Origin of the sequence: Antarctobacter sp. (assembly GCF_034670325.1) — a bacterium.
GTDB lineage: Bacteria > Pseudomonadota > Alphaproteobacteria > Rhodobacterales > Rhodobacteraceae > Antarctobacter.
This window is the reverse complement of the sequence record NZ_JAXMNR010000005.1, coordinates 356247-374186: the sequence shown is the minus strand read 5'-3', so window position 1 is coordinate 374186 and position 17940 is coordinate 356247. Positions and strand designations below refer to the sequence as shown.

Genomic DNA, 17940 nt, shown 5'->3' with positions numbered 1-17940 from the left:
CAAAACTGCGCCGGATTCGGCGGCGATTTCTTCTTGCGTAGCATCCGGGAATTAATGCATCAATAGTGTATTAATTTTCGATGCCTGAAATGTGGGCATCCGGTGGAGGAGACAGGCTTGACGCGGGGACGGACCTCGGCGGCGTTGCCCAAGCACGCCCAGATCAGCGAAATGCTGATCCGTGACATCGCAGCCGGACGGCTGGCGGATGGCGCGCGGCTGCCGCCCGAGCGCGAGATGGCGGAGCAGTTGGGAATCGCGGTGGGGACGCTGCGCAAGGCACTGGAAACGCTGTCGAACGAGGGTCTTTTGGATCGCGTTCAGGGGTCTGGAAATTACGTGCGGGCGCGGGGCGGCGTGGCCTCGATCTATTCGATGCTGCGGCTGGAGCTGAAGGCCGGGGGCGGGCTGCCGACGGCGGAGTTTCTGGGGGTGGATCGCCTGCCGAAACCGCCGGGGGTGACTGCGTTCGGACCATCGGATGCGGGCTGGCGCTTTCGCCGGTTGCGATTCCTTGGCGGGGTTCCGGCGGCGCTGGAAGAGATCTGGCTGGACGGGGCGCAGGCGGCAGAGATCGCGGCAGAGGACGTGTCGGAGTCGCTGTACCTGTTCTACCGTGAGCGGCTGGGTCTGGTGATCCTCTCGGCAGAGGACCGGGTCAGTTTCGCCCCGGTGCCCGACTGGGGCGATGCCCGGTTCCCGCCTGTCGCGGGGGCTGCGGCGGGCTATGTGGAACGGATCGCGCGCGATAGCGCGGGCGCGCCGGTGGAATTCTCGCGGACATGGTTCGACGCGGACACCGTCATTTACATCAACAGGATCGGCAAGGCATGAGCATGGTGCGTTACGGTGTGATCGGCTGCGGGATGATGGGCCGTGAGCATATCCAGAACATCAACCTGTTGCCGAATGGCCGGGTGACGGCGGTGCATGACCCGATGCGCGATCTGGCGCTCAGTGCGGCGGACCTGGCGGGCGGCGCGCAGGTCTGCGACACGCTGAAGGCGTTGCTGGCGGTGCAGGATCTGGACGCGCTGGTCATCGTCAGCCCGAACGATTGCCACGTGCCGCAACTGCGCCAGATCGCGGCGACGCGCGCCCTGCCGATCCTGTGCGAAAAGCCGCTGTTCACCGCGCCCGAGGATGAGGCGTTCCTGACCGGTTTCGCGGCCAGTTACGGCGCGCCGGTCTGGGTGGCGATGGAGTACCGCTATATGCCGCCCATCGCATTGTTGCGCGATGAGGCGCAGGCGGCGACGGGTGGGATTTCCATGCTGACGATCCGTGAGCACCGCTTTCCGTTCCTTCCCAAGGTCGGCGCGTGGAACCGGTTCAATTCCCGCAGCGGCGGCACGCTGGTCGAGAAATGCTGTCACTTCTTTGACCTGATGCGGCTGATCCTGCGGGATGAGCCGGTGCGCGTCATGGCCAGCGCCGGGCAGGCGGTGAACCACAAGGACGAGACCTATGACGGTCGCGCGCCGGACATCTGGGACAACGGCTATGTGATCCTCGATTTTGCGGGGGGCGCGCGGGCGATGCTGGAACTGTGCATGTTCGCCGAAGGCGCGCGCTATCAAGAAGAGATCAGCGCCATGGGTCCGGCGGGCAAGATCGAGGCGCGGGTGCCGGGGCCGGGGCGGTTCTGGCCCGCGCATCTGGGCGCGGCCCCGGTGCCGCAGGTGATCGTATCACCGCGCGTGCCAAAGGGGCCGCGTGTCATCGACGTGCCGGTGGACGCGGCGTTGCTGGAGGCAGGCGATCACAACGGATCGACCTATTACCAGCACGAACGGTTCAACGCGGTTGTGCGCGGCGAGGGCGGCCCCGAGGTCTCGCTGGCGGACGGCATTGCGGCGGTGCGGATCGGGTTGGCGGCACAAAAAAGCGCCGCAACGGGGCAGGCGGTCACGCTCTGACCTGATTTGCCGGTGGGAAACTGCCCGCAACAGAGGCGATGGCCGCATTTCCGCGAAAGAATGCGGCCTGCCTTGACACGGATCATGACGCGCAGGGATTTCTGACGGCAAATTGCACGCGAAACGCGGAGCAGGTCATGACGCAACCCGAGGGCACGGCCCGAGAGGTGGTCTTTCGTACAGAAGGGCTTACCAAGGTCTACGACACCGGAGAGGTGAAGGTGCACGCGCTGGCGGGCGTGGATCTGGAATTGTACGGCTCGGAGCTGACGGTTCTGCTGGGGCCGTCCGGGTCTGGCAAGTCGACGCTGCTGAACATCCTTGGCGGACTGGACCGGCCCTCTGGCGGGCGGTTCTGGTTCCGGCAGACCGAACTGACCGATGCGGGCGACCGGCGGCTGACGCGCTATCGGCGCGATCACGTCGGTTTTGTCTTTCAGTTTTACAACCTCGTGCCGTCGCTGAATGCGCGTGAAAACGTGCAACTGGTGACGGATGTGGCCAAGCGGCCAATGAAACCGGCCGAGGCACTGGAACTGGTCGGGCTGGGTCACCGGATGGACCATTTCCCGGCACAGATGTCGGGCGGTGAGCAACAGCGCGTCGCCATCGCGCGCGCCATCGCCAAGCGGCCAGACGTGCTGTTGTGCGATGAGCCGACCGGCGCGCTGGACAGCAAGACCGGGACGCAGGTTCTGGGTACGCTGCAACACATCAACGACGAATTTGGCACCACCACCGTTGTCATCACCCATAACGCGGCGATCCGGCAAATGGCGCACCGGGTCATCCGGTTTCAGGACGGCAAGATCGACCGGATCGAGGAAAACGACACCCGACTGCCCGCCGCAGAGATCCAGTGGTGATCTGATGCACGCAATGGACCTGAAACTGTTCCGCGATTTCCGCAGGCTTTGGGTGCAGGGGCTGGCGATTGCCTTGGTGTTGGCCGCTGGGGTGGCGGTGATCCTGATGTCATCGGGCATGAGCCGCGCGCTGAACGAGACGCGCAGCGCCTATTACGATGCCAACCGCTTTGCCCATGTCTTTGCCTCTGCCCGGCGCGCACCGGACAGCCTGCTGTTTCGGCTGCGCGATATCGAGGGCGTGGCGCAGATTGAGACGCAGGTCAGGAGCTACGCGATCCTTGATATTCCGGGGCGGGCGAAACCGGCCACCGGCCTGCTGATCTCGCGCCCGGAAAGCGGCGATGAGCCGCTGCTGAATGTGCCCCTGTTACGGTCGGGACGCTGGCCCGAGGGCACCGGAGAAGTGGTGGTCAACGAACCCTTTGCGCAGGCCAACGGCTTTGACCTTGGCGATGTGTTCGAGGTCAATCTGAATGGGCGCAAGCGTGCGGTGACAATCACCGGCACCGCGCTGTCGCCCGAATTCATCTATACCATCGGCCCGGGCGCGTTGATGCCGCAGAATGAGACGTTCGGTATCCTGTGGCTGGAGGCCGAGGTCATGGACGCGGGTTTTGGCATGGCGGGGGCGTTCAACACCGTGGCGCTGACGGTATTGCCGCGCACCCCGCTGGAGCCGGTCAAGGAAGAGGTGAAGTCGATCCTTGATCCCTATGGCGCGACGTCCCCGCAGGGGCGCGACACGCAGACCTCGAACGCCTTTCTGGACGCGGAAATCCAGTCGCTTGAGGTTTTGGCATGGGTGCTGCCGCCGGTGTTTCTGGGCATCACCGTGTTTCTGGTGAACATGGTGATGGGCCGCATCGTGCAACTGGAGCGGGCCGAGATCGGGCTGATGAAGGCCGTGGGCTACACCAACTGGGAGATCGGCCTGCACTACCTGATGCTGGCCGGTCTGATCGCGCTGGTGGGCATCGGGATCGGCTGGGGCGTGGGCACATGGCTGGCGCAGGCCATGGCGCAGATCTACGCCAAGTATTACAACTTTCCGTTTCTCGTCTTTGGCGTGCCGTTGAGCATCTATGCGGGCTCTGCCATCCTCGGGTTGGCGGCGACCAGCGCAGGGGCGCTGAACAGCGCCATGCGGGCCGCGCGGCTGGCCCCCGCTGTGGCGATGGCCCCGCCCACACCGCCGAATTTCCACGGCTCGGCGCTGGACTGGTTCGCCGATCTGCTGCGCTTGAGCCAGCCGACGCGGATGATCCTGCGCAGCCTGATCCGCTGGCCGCTGCGGGCGGCGATGACCATGCTGGGGATGGCGCTGGCCGTGTCGGTGCTGGTGGCGTCGAACTTTTTCCCCGACGCGATGGATGAGATCATCGACAAGGGGTTTTACCAGTCGAACCGGCAGGACATCCTGTTGCTGTTCGACCCGGACGCCCCGATCGAGGCGCTGGGCGAAGTGGCGCGCCTGCCGGATGTGTTGCAGGTCGAGCCACAGCAATACCACGCCGCGCGGCTGATCCACGGTCACTACGAGAAACAACTGGCGATCTCGACCGTGGCCGAGGTGGCAGACCTTGCGCGGGTGGTGGATGAGGACGGGTCGGTGATCACGCCCGATCCCTATGGTATCCTGCTGTCGGACCGGCTGGCGGCGGCACTGCACATCGGGGTTGGCGACATGCTGACCGTCACCTTTGAAAGCGGGCTGCGCGAGACCTATGAGGTGCCGGTCAGCGGGATTGTCACGCAGTTCTTTGGTCTTGGGGCCTATTTCGCCCATGACACGCTGAACACACTGTTCCGGCAAAGCCCGCGCGTGTCGACCGTGAACCTGACGCTGGCAAACCCGGAGGCGGCGGAGGCGTTTGAGGAAACCATCAAGGATTTCCCGCGCCTTATGGGCACGATCAACATGTCCGAGAACCGGCGCAGCTTTCTGGAAACGCTGAGCCAGAACATTCTGGTGGCGACGACGGTTTACGGCATCCTTGGCACGATCATCACCGTGGGCGTCGCCTATAATGCCGCGCGGGTACAGTTGTCGGAACGCGCGCGCGAACTGGCCTGCCTGCGCATCCTTGGCTTTGGCAAGGGCGAGGTGGCCTATATTCTTGCCGGTGAGGTCCTGCTGCTGGCCATTCTGGCGCAGCCGGTGGGCTGGTGGATCGGCTACGGGGTTGCCAAGCTGATGACCGACGGGTTTTCCAGCGATCTCTACGCCATCCCGCTGGTCATGGAACCCGCCACCTATGCTCAGGCCAGCCTGATCGTTCTGGGGGCGGCGGTCGTTTCGGTCGCTTTGGTGGCGCGCCGTCTTGGGCGGCTCGATCTGATTTCTGTCATGAAAACGAGGGAGTGAGCGCATGACCTGGTCCCTGCGTACAATCGGACTTTCCGCTGTCGGTCTGGCATTGGTGGGAGGGTTGGTCGTCACCGCCTTTCGCACCGATCCGATCCCGGTGGACACCGCCGCGCTGGCGCGTGGCGCGCTGAGCGTCACCGTGGACGCCGAAGGCAAGACACGGATCAAGGAGGTCTACGAGGTCTCGGCCCCGATCTCCGGCACGGTCTTGCGCCTGCCGGTAGCGGTGGGCGATCTGGTGGCGCAGGGCGTGACGATGGTGGCCGAGGTGCAACCCGCAACGCCCACGCTGCTGGACGCGCGCAGCCGGGCGCAGGCGGTGGCCGCCCTGCACGAGGCCGAGGCAAATGTGAAATTCGCCGAAGCAGAGGTGACCCGGACCGAGGCGCAAGAGGCCTTTGCCCGGTCGCAGTTCAACCGCGCCAAATCACTGGCCGAGAGCGGGACAACCTCTTTGACCGCGCTGGAAACGGCGACCCAGCAGTATGATCTGGCACAGGCGGACCGGCAGTCGGCAGAGGCGCGGCTGGCCATGTCGCGTGCGGCGCTAGAGAGCGCGCAGGCGGTGTTGGTCGATCCCGAAGAGCCGAAGGGCAACGGAGGATGTTGTTTGCCGATCCTTGCCCCCGCCGATGGCGTTGTTCTGTCGGTGGAAGGCAAGAGCGCGCGTCCGGTGGCCGCAGGCGCGCCGCTGCTGACAATTGGCGATCCCGGTGATCTGGAGATCGTGGTCGATCTGTTGTCCTCGGAGGCGACCCGGCTGTCGCCCGACGCACCTGCGCGGATCGAGCGATGGGGCGGAGACGGCGAACTGGTTGCAAAGTTGCGGTTGATCGAACCCGCCGCGCGCACGGTGATCTCTGCGCTGGGAATCGAAGAGCAACGGGTGGATGCGGTGCTGGATTTCACCTCGCCGCCCGAGATGTGGGCCGGGCTGGGGCAGGCCTTTGCGGTTTTTGTCCGGATCGAGGAGTGGCGCACAGAGGATGCGCTGCTGATCCCTCTTTCGGCGATCTTTCGGCGTGACGGCCAGTGGTACAGCTTTGTGCAGGAAGAGGGCGTCGCGCGCGAGGTCGGGATTGAGGTCGGCCGCCGCGATGGTCGCAGCGCCGAGGTGCTGGCCGGGCTGAAAGCGGGTGATCGGGTGATCCTGCATCCGCCGGATTCGATTGCTGACGGGATCGCCGTTGTCGAACGCCAATGGCAATAAGAGGCGGCGGCATCGACCTTTTATGGCATTGCGACCTCCGTCCGGGGTGATACACCAGTAAGCCAATCGAGTTGACGCGCGAGAAGGATTTTCTTGACGGAAGATCGGATTTCTCACAGGCTAAAATTACGCGCGTCAAGAAATCCGGAAAATTCCGGACTGGGCTGCCTGGAAATGCCTCCGTGGTGTGCAAGATGGCTGACGGAGAGAAGCAATGGATGATCGCAAGATCCGGAACATGGAGGAATTCGCAGAGGTCAGCGGGATTTCACGCCCGACCCTGTCGAAGTACTTCAACGACCCCGACAGCGTACGCAAGTCCACGCGCTCGCGGATCGAGGGCGCGCTGGAGCAGTACGACTACCGGCCCAACATCTTTGCCATCAACCAGAACCGGAAGCTGACGAAAAATATCGGCATTGTCGTGCCTTATCTGGCCGACCCCTTCTTTGCCGAGATTGCCCGCAATCTGGAGATGCTGGTCATCGGTTCCGGCTTTCGTCCTATCCTGCTCAGCTCGCACGGGACGACCGAGCAGGAGAACGACAACCTTGAAAGCCTGCGCGCGATCAAGCCGGCCGGGGCGCTGTTGGCGCCGTTGGGGCGGCGTTCGGACAAAAGTGCTGTGGAAAGTTTTTGCAAAGCGGTGCCTTCTGTTCTTTTTGATAGCAATCTCAGTGGCATGGGAGAGGCATTCGTCGGGCATGACAATGATCAGGCCACGGCTCTGATCTGTGATTACCTGTGCCGGACGGGGCAGTCGCCTGCCTTTTTCGAAATGCGCACACCGACCAACCCGAACGCCTACCGCCGCCGCAAGGCCTATTGCGATGCGATGGATAAAATGGGTCATCCGGTGCACCTGTTGCAGGTTGATGGCGACGGGTGGGACTTTGAGAAAATCGGCCTTGAGGGGGGCATGCGGTTGATAGACGGTGGCGAGCTGCCGTCAGACACGATTCTGTGCAGCAACGACCGTCTTGCGATCGGATTTCTGGCGGCGGCCTATCAAAAGGGGCTGCGAGTCGGTCTGGGTCCGGGGTCCGCTCTGCGCATCGCCGGACACGATGATCACCCGTTTTCACGCTATACCTGCCCGCCTCTGACCACGGTTTCGCAAAACTACGATGCAATCGCAGAACGCAGCGTGGAGCGCCTGTTTAGCCTGATCGAAAGCGGCGAACGTGCTGAAAAACGCGATGAAATTTTCCTCGAAGGGCGTCTGATCATGCGCCAATCTGCCTGATAATGCTGCGGCGCGGCAAATTATAAGTTTACTCCCGTAAAGTTTTTGTTTGACTCGTTCCTCTCCCTACGTCACGATGTCTGCGTGAACTATGAGATCCAAGGGAGGAAATTGGATGACTTTGAAAGGCGCATTTTTTGCGGCTTCCGCGCTCGTGTCGGTGTCTGCCACCGCTCTGACTGCCGAAGTGCTGACCATCGCAACCGTGAACAACGGTGACATGATCCGCATGCAGGGCCTCACGGCCGACTTCACCGAAAAAACCGGACACGAAGTGAACTGGGTCACGCTGGAAGAAAACGTTCTTCGCCAGCGCGTCACCACCGACGTCACCACCAAGGGTGGTTCCTTCGACATCATGACAATCGGCATGTACGAGACCCCGATCTGGGGTGCAAACGGCTGGCTGGTTCCGCTGAATGATCTGTCGGAAGAGTACGACGTCGACGACCTGCTGCCCGCCATGCGCAACGGTCTGAGCCATGACGGCACGCTGTATGCGGCACCGTTCTACGGCGAAAGCTCGATGATCATGTATCGCACCGACCTGATGGAAGCCGCCGGTCTGGAAATGCCCGACGCGCCAACATGGGAATTCATCCGCGAAGCGGCTGTCGCCATGACCGACCGCGAGGCTGAGATCAACGGCATCTGCCTGCGTGGCAAGGCCGGCTGGGGTGAAGGCGGCGCGCTGATCACCGTGACGGCGAACTCGTTCGGCGCTCGCTGGTTCGACGAAAACTGGACACCCCAGTTCGATCAGCCCGAGTGGGAAGAGGCGCTTACTTTCTACGTGAACCTGATGAACGACGCGGGCCCTCCGGGATACGCGACCAACGGGTTCAACGAAAACCTGTCGCTGTTCCAACAGGGCAAGTGCGGCATGTGGATAGACGCCACCGTTGCGGCGTCTTTCGTGACCAACCCCAACGACTCGACCGTGGCTGACAAGGTCGGCTTTGCTCTGGCACCGAACCATGAGGGCGTTGAAAAGCGCGCCAACTGGCTCTGGGCATGGGCGCTGGCGATCCCGTCCGGTACTCAAAAGGCCGACGCGGCCAAAGAGTTCATCGAATGGGCCACCTCGAAGGACTACATCGAGCTGGTAGCCGCCAACGAAGGCTGGGCCAACGTTCCTCCGGGCGCGCGGACCTCGCTGTATGAGAACCCCGAGTACCAGAAGGTTCCCTTCGCTCAGAAGACCCTCGACTCGATCCTCGCAGCTGACCCGAACAACCCGACGGTCAAGCCGGTTCCCTATGTCGGCGTCCAGTTCGTCGCCATCCCGGAGTTTGCCGGTATCGCGACAGACGTAAGCCAAGAGTTCTCGGCGGTCTATGCCGGTCAGCAGACCGTGGCAGAAGCGCTGGAAAAGGCGCAGGCCCTGACGGTCGACGCAATGGAAGCTGCAGGTTACTGAGGCATCCTCCCAGTCCGGAGGGCGGGGGCAACCGCCCTCCGGATCCTAAACTACACCCACTCACCCAATGACATGAATTGAAATGGCGACCCCGCGTCGCCAAGGGAGGAGGCGCGCCATGGCGACCCAGCATTCGCGATCCGCAGCCCGTCTGATGATGGCCCCCGCGGTTTTTCTGCTTCTGGTCTGGATGCTCGTCCCGTTGAGCATGACCCTGTGGTTCTCATTCCGAAAGTATCTGCCGCTGCGCGGCGGGGACCTGGGATGGGCCGGTTTTGACAACTACGTCCGTTTCGTAACGTCGAGCGCGTTTTGGCCCAGCGTTATGACCACCCTGATTATCGTGGGTGGGGTTCTGATTATCACTGTCGTTCTCGGTGTGCTTCTGGCGATGTTGCTGGATCAGCCGATGTGGGGGCAGGGGATCGTCCGTATCCTTGTTATCGCACCGTTCTTCGTGATGCCGACCGTTTCGGCGCTGGTCTGGAAAAACATGTTCATGGACCCGACGAACGGATTGTTCGCCCACCTATGGAAATTTTTCGGGGCAGAGCCGGTGTCGTGGCTTAGTCAGGCGTCGCTGGAATCGATCATCATGATCGTCAGCTGGCAGTGGCTGCCCTTTGCGACACTGATCCTGCTGACCGCGATCCAGTCGCTCGACAGCTCGCAACTGGAGGCCGCCGAGATCGACGGGGCCAAACCGGTGTCGCGCTTCTATCATATCATCCTGCCGCATCTGGGCCGCGCCATCACAATTGTGGTCCTGATCCAGACGATCTTTCTGCTGTCCATCTTCGCAGAGATCTTTGTCACCACGGGCGGTGCTTTCGGCACCAAGACGCTGACTTATCTGATCTTCCAGCGTGTGCTGGAAAGCCAGAACATCGGTTTGGGGTCCGCGGGTGGTGTGTACGCAATCATTCTGGCCAATATCGTCGCGCTCTTCCTGATGCGCATCGTCGGCAAGAACCTGGACGCCTGAGGAGGGAACACCATGGCACGCGCTGTCACGTCACAACGCAAAGCACTCAATACCGCCTTCGCATGGGGTATTGGTCTGCTGATCTTCTTTCCGATCCTCTGGACGATCCTGACCAGCTTCAAGACAGAGGCGCAGGCGATCAGCGATCCCCCGGTCTTTCTCTTCTTTGACTGGACGCTGGAGAACTACGCGGTTGTTCAGGAACGCTCGGACTACATGCGGTTCCTGTGGAACTCGGTCATCATCGCGGGCGGGTCGACCATTCTGGGGGTGATCATCGCGGTTCCTGCCGCCTGGTCGATGGCCTTTGTGCCCTCACCCCGGACCAAGGACATCCTGCTCTGGATGCTCTCGACCAAGATGCTGCCTGCGGTCGGCGTTCTGTACCCGATCTACCTGCTGTTCATCAAACTGGGCTGGCTGGATACACAGATTGGTCTGGTCATCGTCCTGATGCTGATCAACCTGCCGATCATTGTCTGGATGCTCTACACCTACTTCAAGGAAATCCCGGGTGAGATCCTTGAGGCGGCACGGATGGACGGCGCCACGCTCAAGTCGGAAATCCTGTATGTGCTGACGCCAATGGCAGTGCCGGGCATCGCCTCGACCCTGTTGCTGAATGTCATCCTTGCCTGGAACGAAGCGTTCTGGACGCTCAACCTGACGGCAGCCAAGGCGGCACCGCTGACGGCCTTTATCGCCAGCTATTCCAGCCCCGAGGGCCTGTTCTACGCGAAACTTTCGGCGGCCTCGGTCATGGCCATTGCGCCGATCCTGATCATGGGCTGGTTCAGCCAGAAACAACTTGTCCGGGGCTTGACCTTCGGCGCAGTGAAATAAGGGGGGGGACCCATGGGACGTATTCAACTCAAGCAGGTCAAGAAATCCTTTGGCGACGTGACGGTTATCCCGCCGCTGGATCTTGAAATCAACGATGGCGAGTTCGTGGTATTCGTCGGCCCGTCGGGCTGCGGTAAATCCACCCTCCTGCGGCTGATCGCCGGGCTGGAGGACATGACCGCCGGCACAATCGAGATCGACGGTCTCGACGCCACATCACTGCCCCCCGCCAAGCGCAAGCTGGCGATGGTGTTCCAGTCCTATGCGCTGTACCCGCATATGACGGTGCGCAAGAACATCGCCTTCCCAATGCGGATGGCGGGCATGGATCAGGCCGAGCAGGACAAGCGGATCGCCTCGGCGGCGAAGGCGCTGAACCTGACCGACTACCTCGACCGTCGCCCGGGCCAGTTGTCCGGTGGTCAGCGTCAGCGGGTCGCCATTGGCCGCGCCATTGTGCGGGAGCCAGAGGCGTTCCTGTTCGACGAACCGCTGTCCAACCTTGATGCCGCACTGCGAGTGGGCATGCGGATGGAAATCAGCGAACTGCACAAGAAGCTGGCGACCACGATGATCTACGTGACGCACGATCAGGTCGAAGCCATGACAATGGCCGACAAGATCGTGGTGTTGCAGGCCGGCGTGATCGAGCAGGTCGGCAGCCCGCTGGAACTGTACCGCACACCGCGCAACAAGTTTGTGGCTGGTTTCATCGGCTCGCCCAAGATGAACCTGATCGAAGGCGCTGAGGCGGCCAAGCACAACGCTCATACCATCGGCATCCGCCCCGAGCATGTCGAGGTGTCGTCCACCGAAGGTTTGTGGAAGGGCACTGTCGGCGTGGCCGAGCATCTGGGATCGGACACCTTCATTCACGTCCACGGTGTTCCGGGCTGTGACCCGATGACCGTGCGTGTGGGCGGCGAAATCCCGGTGGGTCACGGTGACACCGTCTATCTGACGCCGAATCTGGAACACCTGCATCGTTTCGATGCAGAGGGGCTGCGCATCGCATGATGCGGCTTGACGGCAAATCCGCCCTGATCACCGGGGCCGCCCGTGGCATCGGTAAGGGCTTTGCCGAAGCCTATGTTCGCGAAGGCGCCACCGTGGCCATCGGTGACATCAACATGGAGGCGGCGGAAGCCGCCGCCTCTGACATCGGCAAGGGTGCCTATGCGGTGCATCTGGATGTAACCCAACAGGACAGCATCGACACAGCTATTGCATCGGTGGTGGACCGGGCGGGCAAGCTGGACATCCTGATCAACAACGCTGCGGTCTTTGACGCCGCGCAGACGGTCGACATCACCCGCGACAGCTATGACCGGCTGTATGCGATCAACGTGGCGGGGACGTTGTTCACCATGCAGGCTGCGGCCAAGCAGATGATTGCGCAGGGCCCCAGACAACCCGGGGATCACGGCAAGATCATCAACATGGCCTCTCAGGCGGGGCGGCGCGGCGAGTCGCTGGTGCTGGTCTACTGTTCGACCAAGGCTGCGGTGATCTCGATGACGCAATCCGCCGGGCTGAACCTGATCAAGCACGGCATCAACGTGAACGCCATCGCGCCCGGCGTGGTGGATGGCGAACACTGGGTCCATGTGGACGCGATGTTCGCCAAGCTGGAAGGCAAGGCACCGGGCCAGAAAAAGCGCGAGGTCGAGGCCAGCGTGCCCGCAGGTCGTTACGCGACGCCTGCGGATCTGGCGGGCATGGCCGTGTTCCTCGCCTCACCCGAGGCCGATTACATCGTGTCGCAAACCTACAACGTCGATGGCGGTCAATGGATGAGCTGACCGCCTCCGCTGCGCGCCAAGAAACGAGACCGGGGGTAGTCCCCCGACAACCACGTGAGGATCCCATGGCGATCAAGCTTTGCTCGGCCAATCTGTCCGACCTGCCGGAAGGCGTGGCCGTTCCCACCTATGACCGGACCGGGCTGACGCCGGGCATCGTGCATATCGGTCTTGGCAATTTCCATCGCGGACATCAGGCTTGGTATTTGCACCGGCTGATGCAGCAGGGGCTGGCGCAGGACTGGGCCATCGTCGGCGCGGGTATGCGCCCCTACGATGAGGCGCAGCGCCTGAAGATGGCCGAACAGGACTACCTGACCACGCTGATCGAACTGGACCCGGCGGGCAGTTCCGCAGAGGTTGTGGGCTCGATGATTGACTATGTGCCGATTGTCGAAGGCAATGGCCCGCTGATCGCGCGGATGGCAGACCCGGCGATCCGCATCGTTGCGCTGACCGTGACCGAGGGTGGCTATTATATTGACCCCGTCACAAAGGGCTTTGACGCCAAGCACCCCGATATTCAGCACGACGCCGCAAATCCCGCGACGCCGCGAACCGCCTTTGGTGCAATGATTGCCGCGCTGCGGCTGCGCCGCGACGCGGGCACCGGGCCGTTTACGGGGCAAAGCTGCGATAACCTGCAAGGCAACGGCGCGATCCTGCGCCAGACCGTGGTGTCGCTGGCACGGCTGTCCGATCCGGCGCTGGCTGACTGGATCGACGCCAACTGTACATTTCCAAACGCCATGGTCGACTGCATCGTACCGGCGACCGGGCCGAACGAACTGGCGCTGGTGCGCCAGCTTGGCATCGATGATGCGGTGCCGGTCACGCATGAGAACTTTCGCCAATGGGTGATCGAGGACAACTTTTGCGCCGGGCGACCGGATTGGGACAAGGCGGGAGCGACCTTTTCCGACGATGTCCACGCCTACGAGACCATGAAAATCCGCATTCTGAATGGCGGGCATCAGGTCATCGCCAACCCCGGTGAGATCCTTGGGGTCGAAACCATCGCGGGCTGCATGGCGCATCCGCTGATCGGGCCGCTGTTCCATAAGCTGGCCAGCGAAGAAATCGTTCCGCATGTCCATGCGGTGCCGGGCATGGCGCCTGTCGATTACGTGGACCTGATCCATCGGCGTTTTTCCAACCCCCTGATAGTCGACACTACGCGGCGCGTGGCCTTTGACGGTTCGTCCCGTCATCCGGGCTTTCTGTTGCCGACCCTACGCGAGGCCTTGGCGGCAGGTCAGCCCTTTGAGGGGCTTGCTCTGGTCGAGGCGCTTTGGGCGCGGATGTGCGCGGGCACGCGGGAGGATGGCTCTGAGATCGCGCCAAACGATCCCTTCTGGAGCGATCTGCACGCCGCGGCGATGACGGCCAAGGAAACGCCGCAGGCCTGGCTGGAGCAGCGCCAGATCTATGGCGATCTCGCCGACCAAGCTGATTTCGCCAGTGCATTTGCGAAAGCCTTGCAGACGATCTGGGGTGACGGGACAGAGACGGCCATCCGCGCTTATCTGGGCTGAATCGCGCCAGTCTGCAGTCCGCTTGATCCAATGTCCGGTGTGGGTGTGGATGGCGGGGCAGAAAAATCAATAAGTTAGATCGACATTCAGTGAATGTCCTGACCCTTACCCCCGGCAGTGCCCTGCCGGGGGTAAGACGTTTTCAGGCCGGGATCCATGCATTTGGACGCGGTGCGCCGGACCGACCTTTCAGGTTTCAGACAAATTCTATGCAAGCACGAACCGGGTTTTAGGCTTCTGTTCATTCGGAACGGTGAGGTTGGCGGCGCACCTGAAGCGGTGGCGCGGTCCGAAACCAAGGTCTGCATCCGTCAGAACGACGTCAGCAAAGCCGCATGCGGCAAATGAAACCGGCGCAAAACGCGCTTACGAACAGCAAGGGCAAGAATATGTCTAGCATCCTGACGAACAACGGCGCCATGGTGGCGCTACAAACCCTCAAATCCATCAACGCCAGCCTCTCTGATACCCAGTCGGAAATTTCGACCGGCAAACGCGTCGCAACCGCCAAGGACAACTCTGCCGTCTGGGCGATCTCCAAGGTCATGGAGGCCGATGTCAAAGGCTTCAAGGGAATCTCCGACAGCCTCAATCTGGGCCAATCGACTGTTTCCGTGGCACGCCAGGCCGCCGAAACCACAACCGATCTTCTGACCGAGATCAAATCCCGCATCGTCGCGGCGCAAGAAGAAAACGTCGACCGCGCCAAGATCCAGGATGACATCAACGCGCTGCGCGACCAGATCTCTGCGGTGGTGGGCGCGGCGCAGTTCAATGGTCTAAACCTGCTGTCGAACACCGAGACGACTGCCGGGACAGGCCGGGTCAACATTCTTGCCTCGCTGGATCGGTCGGGAACGGGTGTGACCGCGTCGGACATCACCGTCAACAAGCAGGATCTGGGCACATCGGCGGCGTCGATCGACGTGGCTTCAGCCTCGGCCACAGCGGTCGGCACGGACGCTGCGTCGGGGGCGGCCAACACCGCAGCGGTGGCCCTGACAGGCAACGCGACCCAGCCGACCACCTTGGCCGTCATCGGCCAGACCGCGGGTGCGGGCACGGCAACAGTTGCCGCAGGCACCGGCTTTTCGATTGAAATCACGGCGGGTGCGGCTGGCCTTGCCACCTTTAACACCACCGCAACAGCCGGCGCGCAGGAGATCACGTATGTCGCCCGTGACGGCGATACGGAGGCCGATGTTACCCGCGGGCTGGTTGCGGCCTTCAACAAGTATGTCGCGGACAATTCGGACATCACCGATGGTCTGGGCATCGCGGCATCCGTCAACGGCACCAGCGCCAACCAGCTTGATTTCACTGGCGCGAACAACACCGGTGACAACTTCTCTGTCCAGGTGCGCAGCTATGCCGTGACCGACACCACAATCGGTGGCCGCCTAGAAGAACTGTCGAATATCGATGTGACCACGCAGGCGGGTGCGGATTCCGCGCTGACAGAGGTGGAGGCCCTGATCGATATCGCCATTGACGCGGCTGCGGCCTTTGGCTCGGCCCAAGGCCGGATCGAGACACAGTCTGATTTCGTGTCGCAGCTGACCGACGCCCTGAAATCCGGCATCGGCGCGTTGGTCGATGCCGACATGGAAGAGGCCTCTGCCCGTCTGCAGGCGCTTCAGGTCCAGCAACAGCTGGGTGTTCAGGCGCTGTCGATTGCCAACCAGGCACCGCAGTCGCTGCTGTCTCTGTTCCAGGGCTGATCAGGAAGACTGGTCCCGTGGTCCGCTTGGGCGACGGGTCATGAACGGGGCGGTGCGCATGCGCCGCCCTTTTCGTTTATGTACCGGTCATCGCGCTTTTTCCGACCGCACCTGACCGGGCGACTAATATTTAGGCATATGCGATGTGCGGCGGCATTCCATGAGGCAGGCCGCCTTGCCCGGAGCATTGCAAGCTGAGACAAACCGGCATGAGTGACCGGATCACCATTGTTGTCGTCGAGGAAGACCGCGAACGCGCCATCGCGATCGTGGATGCCTTGCAGGCGTCCGGTCCCTACGAGGTGCATGTGATCGGCAATGCTTCCAGCCTTGCGCGCCGCATTGCCGCGCTGGCGCCAGACGTGGTGTTGATCGACGTCGATAACCCGACCCGTGACATGCTGGAGGAACTGACCCTTGCCTCTGGCCCGATGGAACGTCCGGTGGCGATGTTCGTTTCCAGCGCGGCGGGCAACCTTGCACGTGAGGCGGTTGAGGCCGGACTGTCGGCCTATGTGGTCGACGGTATGAAGCCCGAGCGCGTGAAACCCGTGCTGGACGCCGCGATTGCCCGGTTCCAGATGGTGCGCCAGATGCGCCGTGAACTGGCCGAGACACGCCGCGCCCTTGAAGAGCGCAAGGTCATCGACCGCGCCAAGGGCCTGCTGATGAAAGCGCGCGGCATCGAAGAGGAAGCGGCCTATGCCCTGTTGCGCAAGGCCGCAATGGATCAGGGACGCCGCGTGGCCGAGGTGGCAGAGGCTTTGGTGACCGCGTCGGGGCTGCTGTCATGAAGTCAGTCACCCTGCCGGTCGCCTTTGTCCCGCTGGTGGATGCCGCGCCGTTGATCGTCGCGCATGAGATGGGATTTGCGCGCGAAGAGGGGATTGAGCTGGATCTCATATCCGCTCCGTCGTGGTCCTCGGTCCGCGACATGCTGGCCTTTGGCCGGGTGGACGCGGCACAATTGCTGTCGCCGGTTCCGGTGGCCATGGCGTTGGGGCTGGGGGGCGTGACGCAACCGATTGCTGCGGTCTCCGTGTTGTCGGTGAATGGCAATGTGATCGGGGTCAGTCGCGCATTGGAACAGCGGTTGCGGCAAGCGGGCTATGGGTTCGATTTCCACGACGCCGCCGCCGCCGCCCGTGCGCTGGCCGCCGCTGCCGACCGTCCGCTGGTGTTTGGTGTGCCTTTTCCCTTTTCGATGCACGTGGAACTGCTGCACTACTGGCTGGAGGCATCGGACATGGCGCGCGTCGGGTTCGAGGTGCGCACCGTTCCGCCCCCGCTGATGGCGCAGGCCTTGGCCGAGGGTGACGTCGATGCTTTTTGCGTCGGAGAGCCGTGGGGGTCGGATGCGGTGGAATGTGCGGCGGGCGCGTTGTTACTGCCGGGCAAGGCGATCTGGTCGCTGGCACCGGAAAAGGTGCTGGCTGTGCGCACCGACTGGGCAGAGACGGAACCGCATCTGCTGGGCAAACTGATGCGGGCGGTCTGGCGCGCCGGACGTTGGTTGGATTCCCCCGATAGCCGCACCTCTGCGGCTGAAATCCTTGCGCACAAAGCCTATCTGGATGTGCCGTCAGAAGTGATCGACCGCGCGCTGACCGGGCGGTTCACGATCTCCGGCCATGCCGAACAGCGTGAGGTGCCGGGTTTTGTCGGCTTTCACGACGGGGTCGCCAACTTTCCATGGCGCAGTCAGGCCAAATGGATCGCCAGCCGTCTTGCGCGCCGTTTCGGGCTGGATGAGGACGCGGCCAGAGCCAAGGCCGCAAAGGTCTTTCGGACGGATATTTACCGCCAACAACTGACCAGCACGAGCGCGGATCTTCCGGGCGCATCCGAGAAGCTGGAAGGCGCGATTCGCGAAACCACGGCGGTCGCATCGCAAAAGGGGCAGATTTTGTTGCCGAGGGATGCGTTTTTTGACGGGCGCATTTTTGACCCTGACGCCAGTTGACGCCCAAGAATGCGGCAGCGCAGCGTGATCTTGCCCTGGAAATCGGGATTTTCGCGGCA

General features: G+C 62.5%; 15 protein-coding genes. All 15 read left to right on the top strand.

Annotated elements, in window-relative coordinates:
* Positions 1-117: 117 nt before the first annotated feature.
* The 15 genes from VOI21_RS14915 (at position 118) to VOI21_RS14845 (ending at position 17881) form a co-directional block, all read left to right on the top strand.
* Entirely contained in the window at positions 118-834 is a 717-nt protein-coding gene (locus VOI21_RS14915) for a GntR family transcriptional regulator (RefSeq protein ID WP_323770729.1), read from the top strand.
* Positions 831-1919, top strand: coding sequence for a Gfo/Idh/MocA family oxidoreductase (locus VOI21_RS14910; protein ID WP_323770728.1), 1089 nt, complete (start codon positions 831-833; stop codon positions 1917-1919). The genes VOI21_RS14915 and VOI21_RS14910 overlap by 4 nt, the downstream gene beginning before the upstream one ends.
* A 137-nt stretch (positions 1920-2056) precedes the next feature.
* Entirely contained in the window at positions 2057-2785 is a 729-nt protein-coding gene (locus VOI21_RS14905) for an ABC transporter ATP-binding protein (protein ID WP_323770727.1), read from the top strand.
* Between the two features lie 13 nt (positions 2786-2798).
* Positions 2799-5153, top strand: coding sequence for an FtsX-like permease family protein (locus tag VOI21_RS14900; RefSeq protein ID WP_323770726.1), 2355 nt, complete (start codon positions 2799-2801; stop codon positions 5151-5153).
* Positions 5154-5157: 4 nt separating this feature from the next.
* The gene (locus tag VOI21_RS14895; RefSeq protein WP_323770725.1) at positions 5158-6366 is read left to right on the top strand and encodes an efflux RND transporter periplasmic adaptor subunit; all 1209 of its coding nucleotides are present in this window, start codon (positions 5158-5160) and stop codon (positions 6364-6366) included.
* Between the two features lie 214 nt (positions 6367-6580).
* Positions 6581-7612, top strand: coding sequence for a LacI family DNA-binding transcriptional regulator (locus VOI21_RS14890; protein WP_323770724.1), 1032 nt, complete (start codon positions 6581-6583; stop codon positions 7610-7612).
* Between the two features lie 115 nt (positions 7613-7727).
* A complete protein-coding gene (locus VOI21_RS14885) occupies positions 7728-9032 on the top strand; it encodes a sugar ABC transporter substrate-binding protein (protein ID WP_323770723.1) in 1305 nt (434 codons plus the stop codon).
* A 118-nt stretch (positions 9033-9150) separates the two neighbouring features.
* Positions 9151-10017, top strand: coding sequence for a sugar ABC transporter permease (locus VOI21_RS14880; RefSeq protein WP_323770722.1), 867 nt, complete (start codon positions 9151-9153; stop codon positions 10015-10017).
* 12 nt (positions 10018-10029) lie between these two features.
* Entirely contained in the window at positions 10030-10860 is an 831-nt protein-coding gene (locus VOI21_RS14875) for a carbohydrate ABC transporter permease (RefSeq protein WP_323770721.1), read from the top strand.
* A gap of 12 nt (positions 10861-10872) precedes the next feature.
* Positions 10873-11877, top strand: a complete 1005-nt coding sequence (locus VOI21_RS14870; protein WP_323770720.1) for an ABC transporter ATP-binding protein — start codon at positions 10873-10875, stop codon at positions 11875-11877.
* Positions 11877-12662 carry an L-iditol 2-dehydrogenase gene (locus VOI21_RS14865; protein WP_323770838.1) on the top strand — a complete coding sequence of 262 codons (786 nt, stop codon included), beginning with the start codon at positions 11877-11879 and terminating at the stop codon, positions 12660-12662. Before VOI21_RS14870 ends, VOI21_RS14865 begins: the two co-directional genes overlap by 1 nt.
* Positions 12663-12727: 65 nt before the next feature.
* Positions 12728-14197 (top strand): mannitol dehydrogenase family protein, encoded by a 1470-nt coding sequence (locus tag VOI21_RS14860; protein WP_323770719.1) that lies wholly within the window; start codon positions 12728-12730, stop codon positions 14195-14197.
* 389 nt (positions 14198-14586) lie between these two features.
* Complete coding sequence (locus VOI21_RS14855; protein ID WP_323770718.1) at positions 14587-15918, top strand: flagellin; 1332 nt, start codon at positions 14587-14589, stop codon at positions 15916-15918.
* 209 nt (positions 15919-16127) lie between these two features.
* Positions 16128-16712, top strand: a complete 585-nt coding sequence (locus VOI21_RS14850) for an ANTAR domain-containing response regulator (RefSeq protein ID WP_323770716.1) — start codon at positions 16128-16130, stop codon at positions 16710-16712.
* Positions 16709-17881, top strand: a complete 1173-nt coding sequence (locus VOI21_RS14845; RefSeq protein ID WP_323770715.1) for an ABC transporter substrate-binding protein — start codon at positions 16709-16711, stop codon at positions 17879-17881. Before VOI21_RS14850 ends, VOI21_RS14845 begins: the two co-directional genes overlap by 4 nt.
* Positions 17882-17940 lie beyond the last annotated feature (59 nt).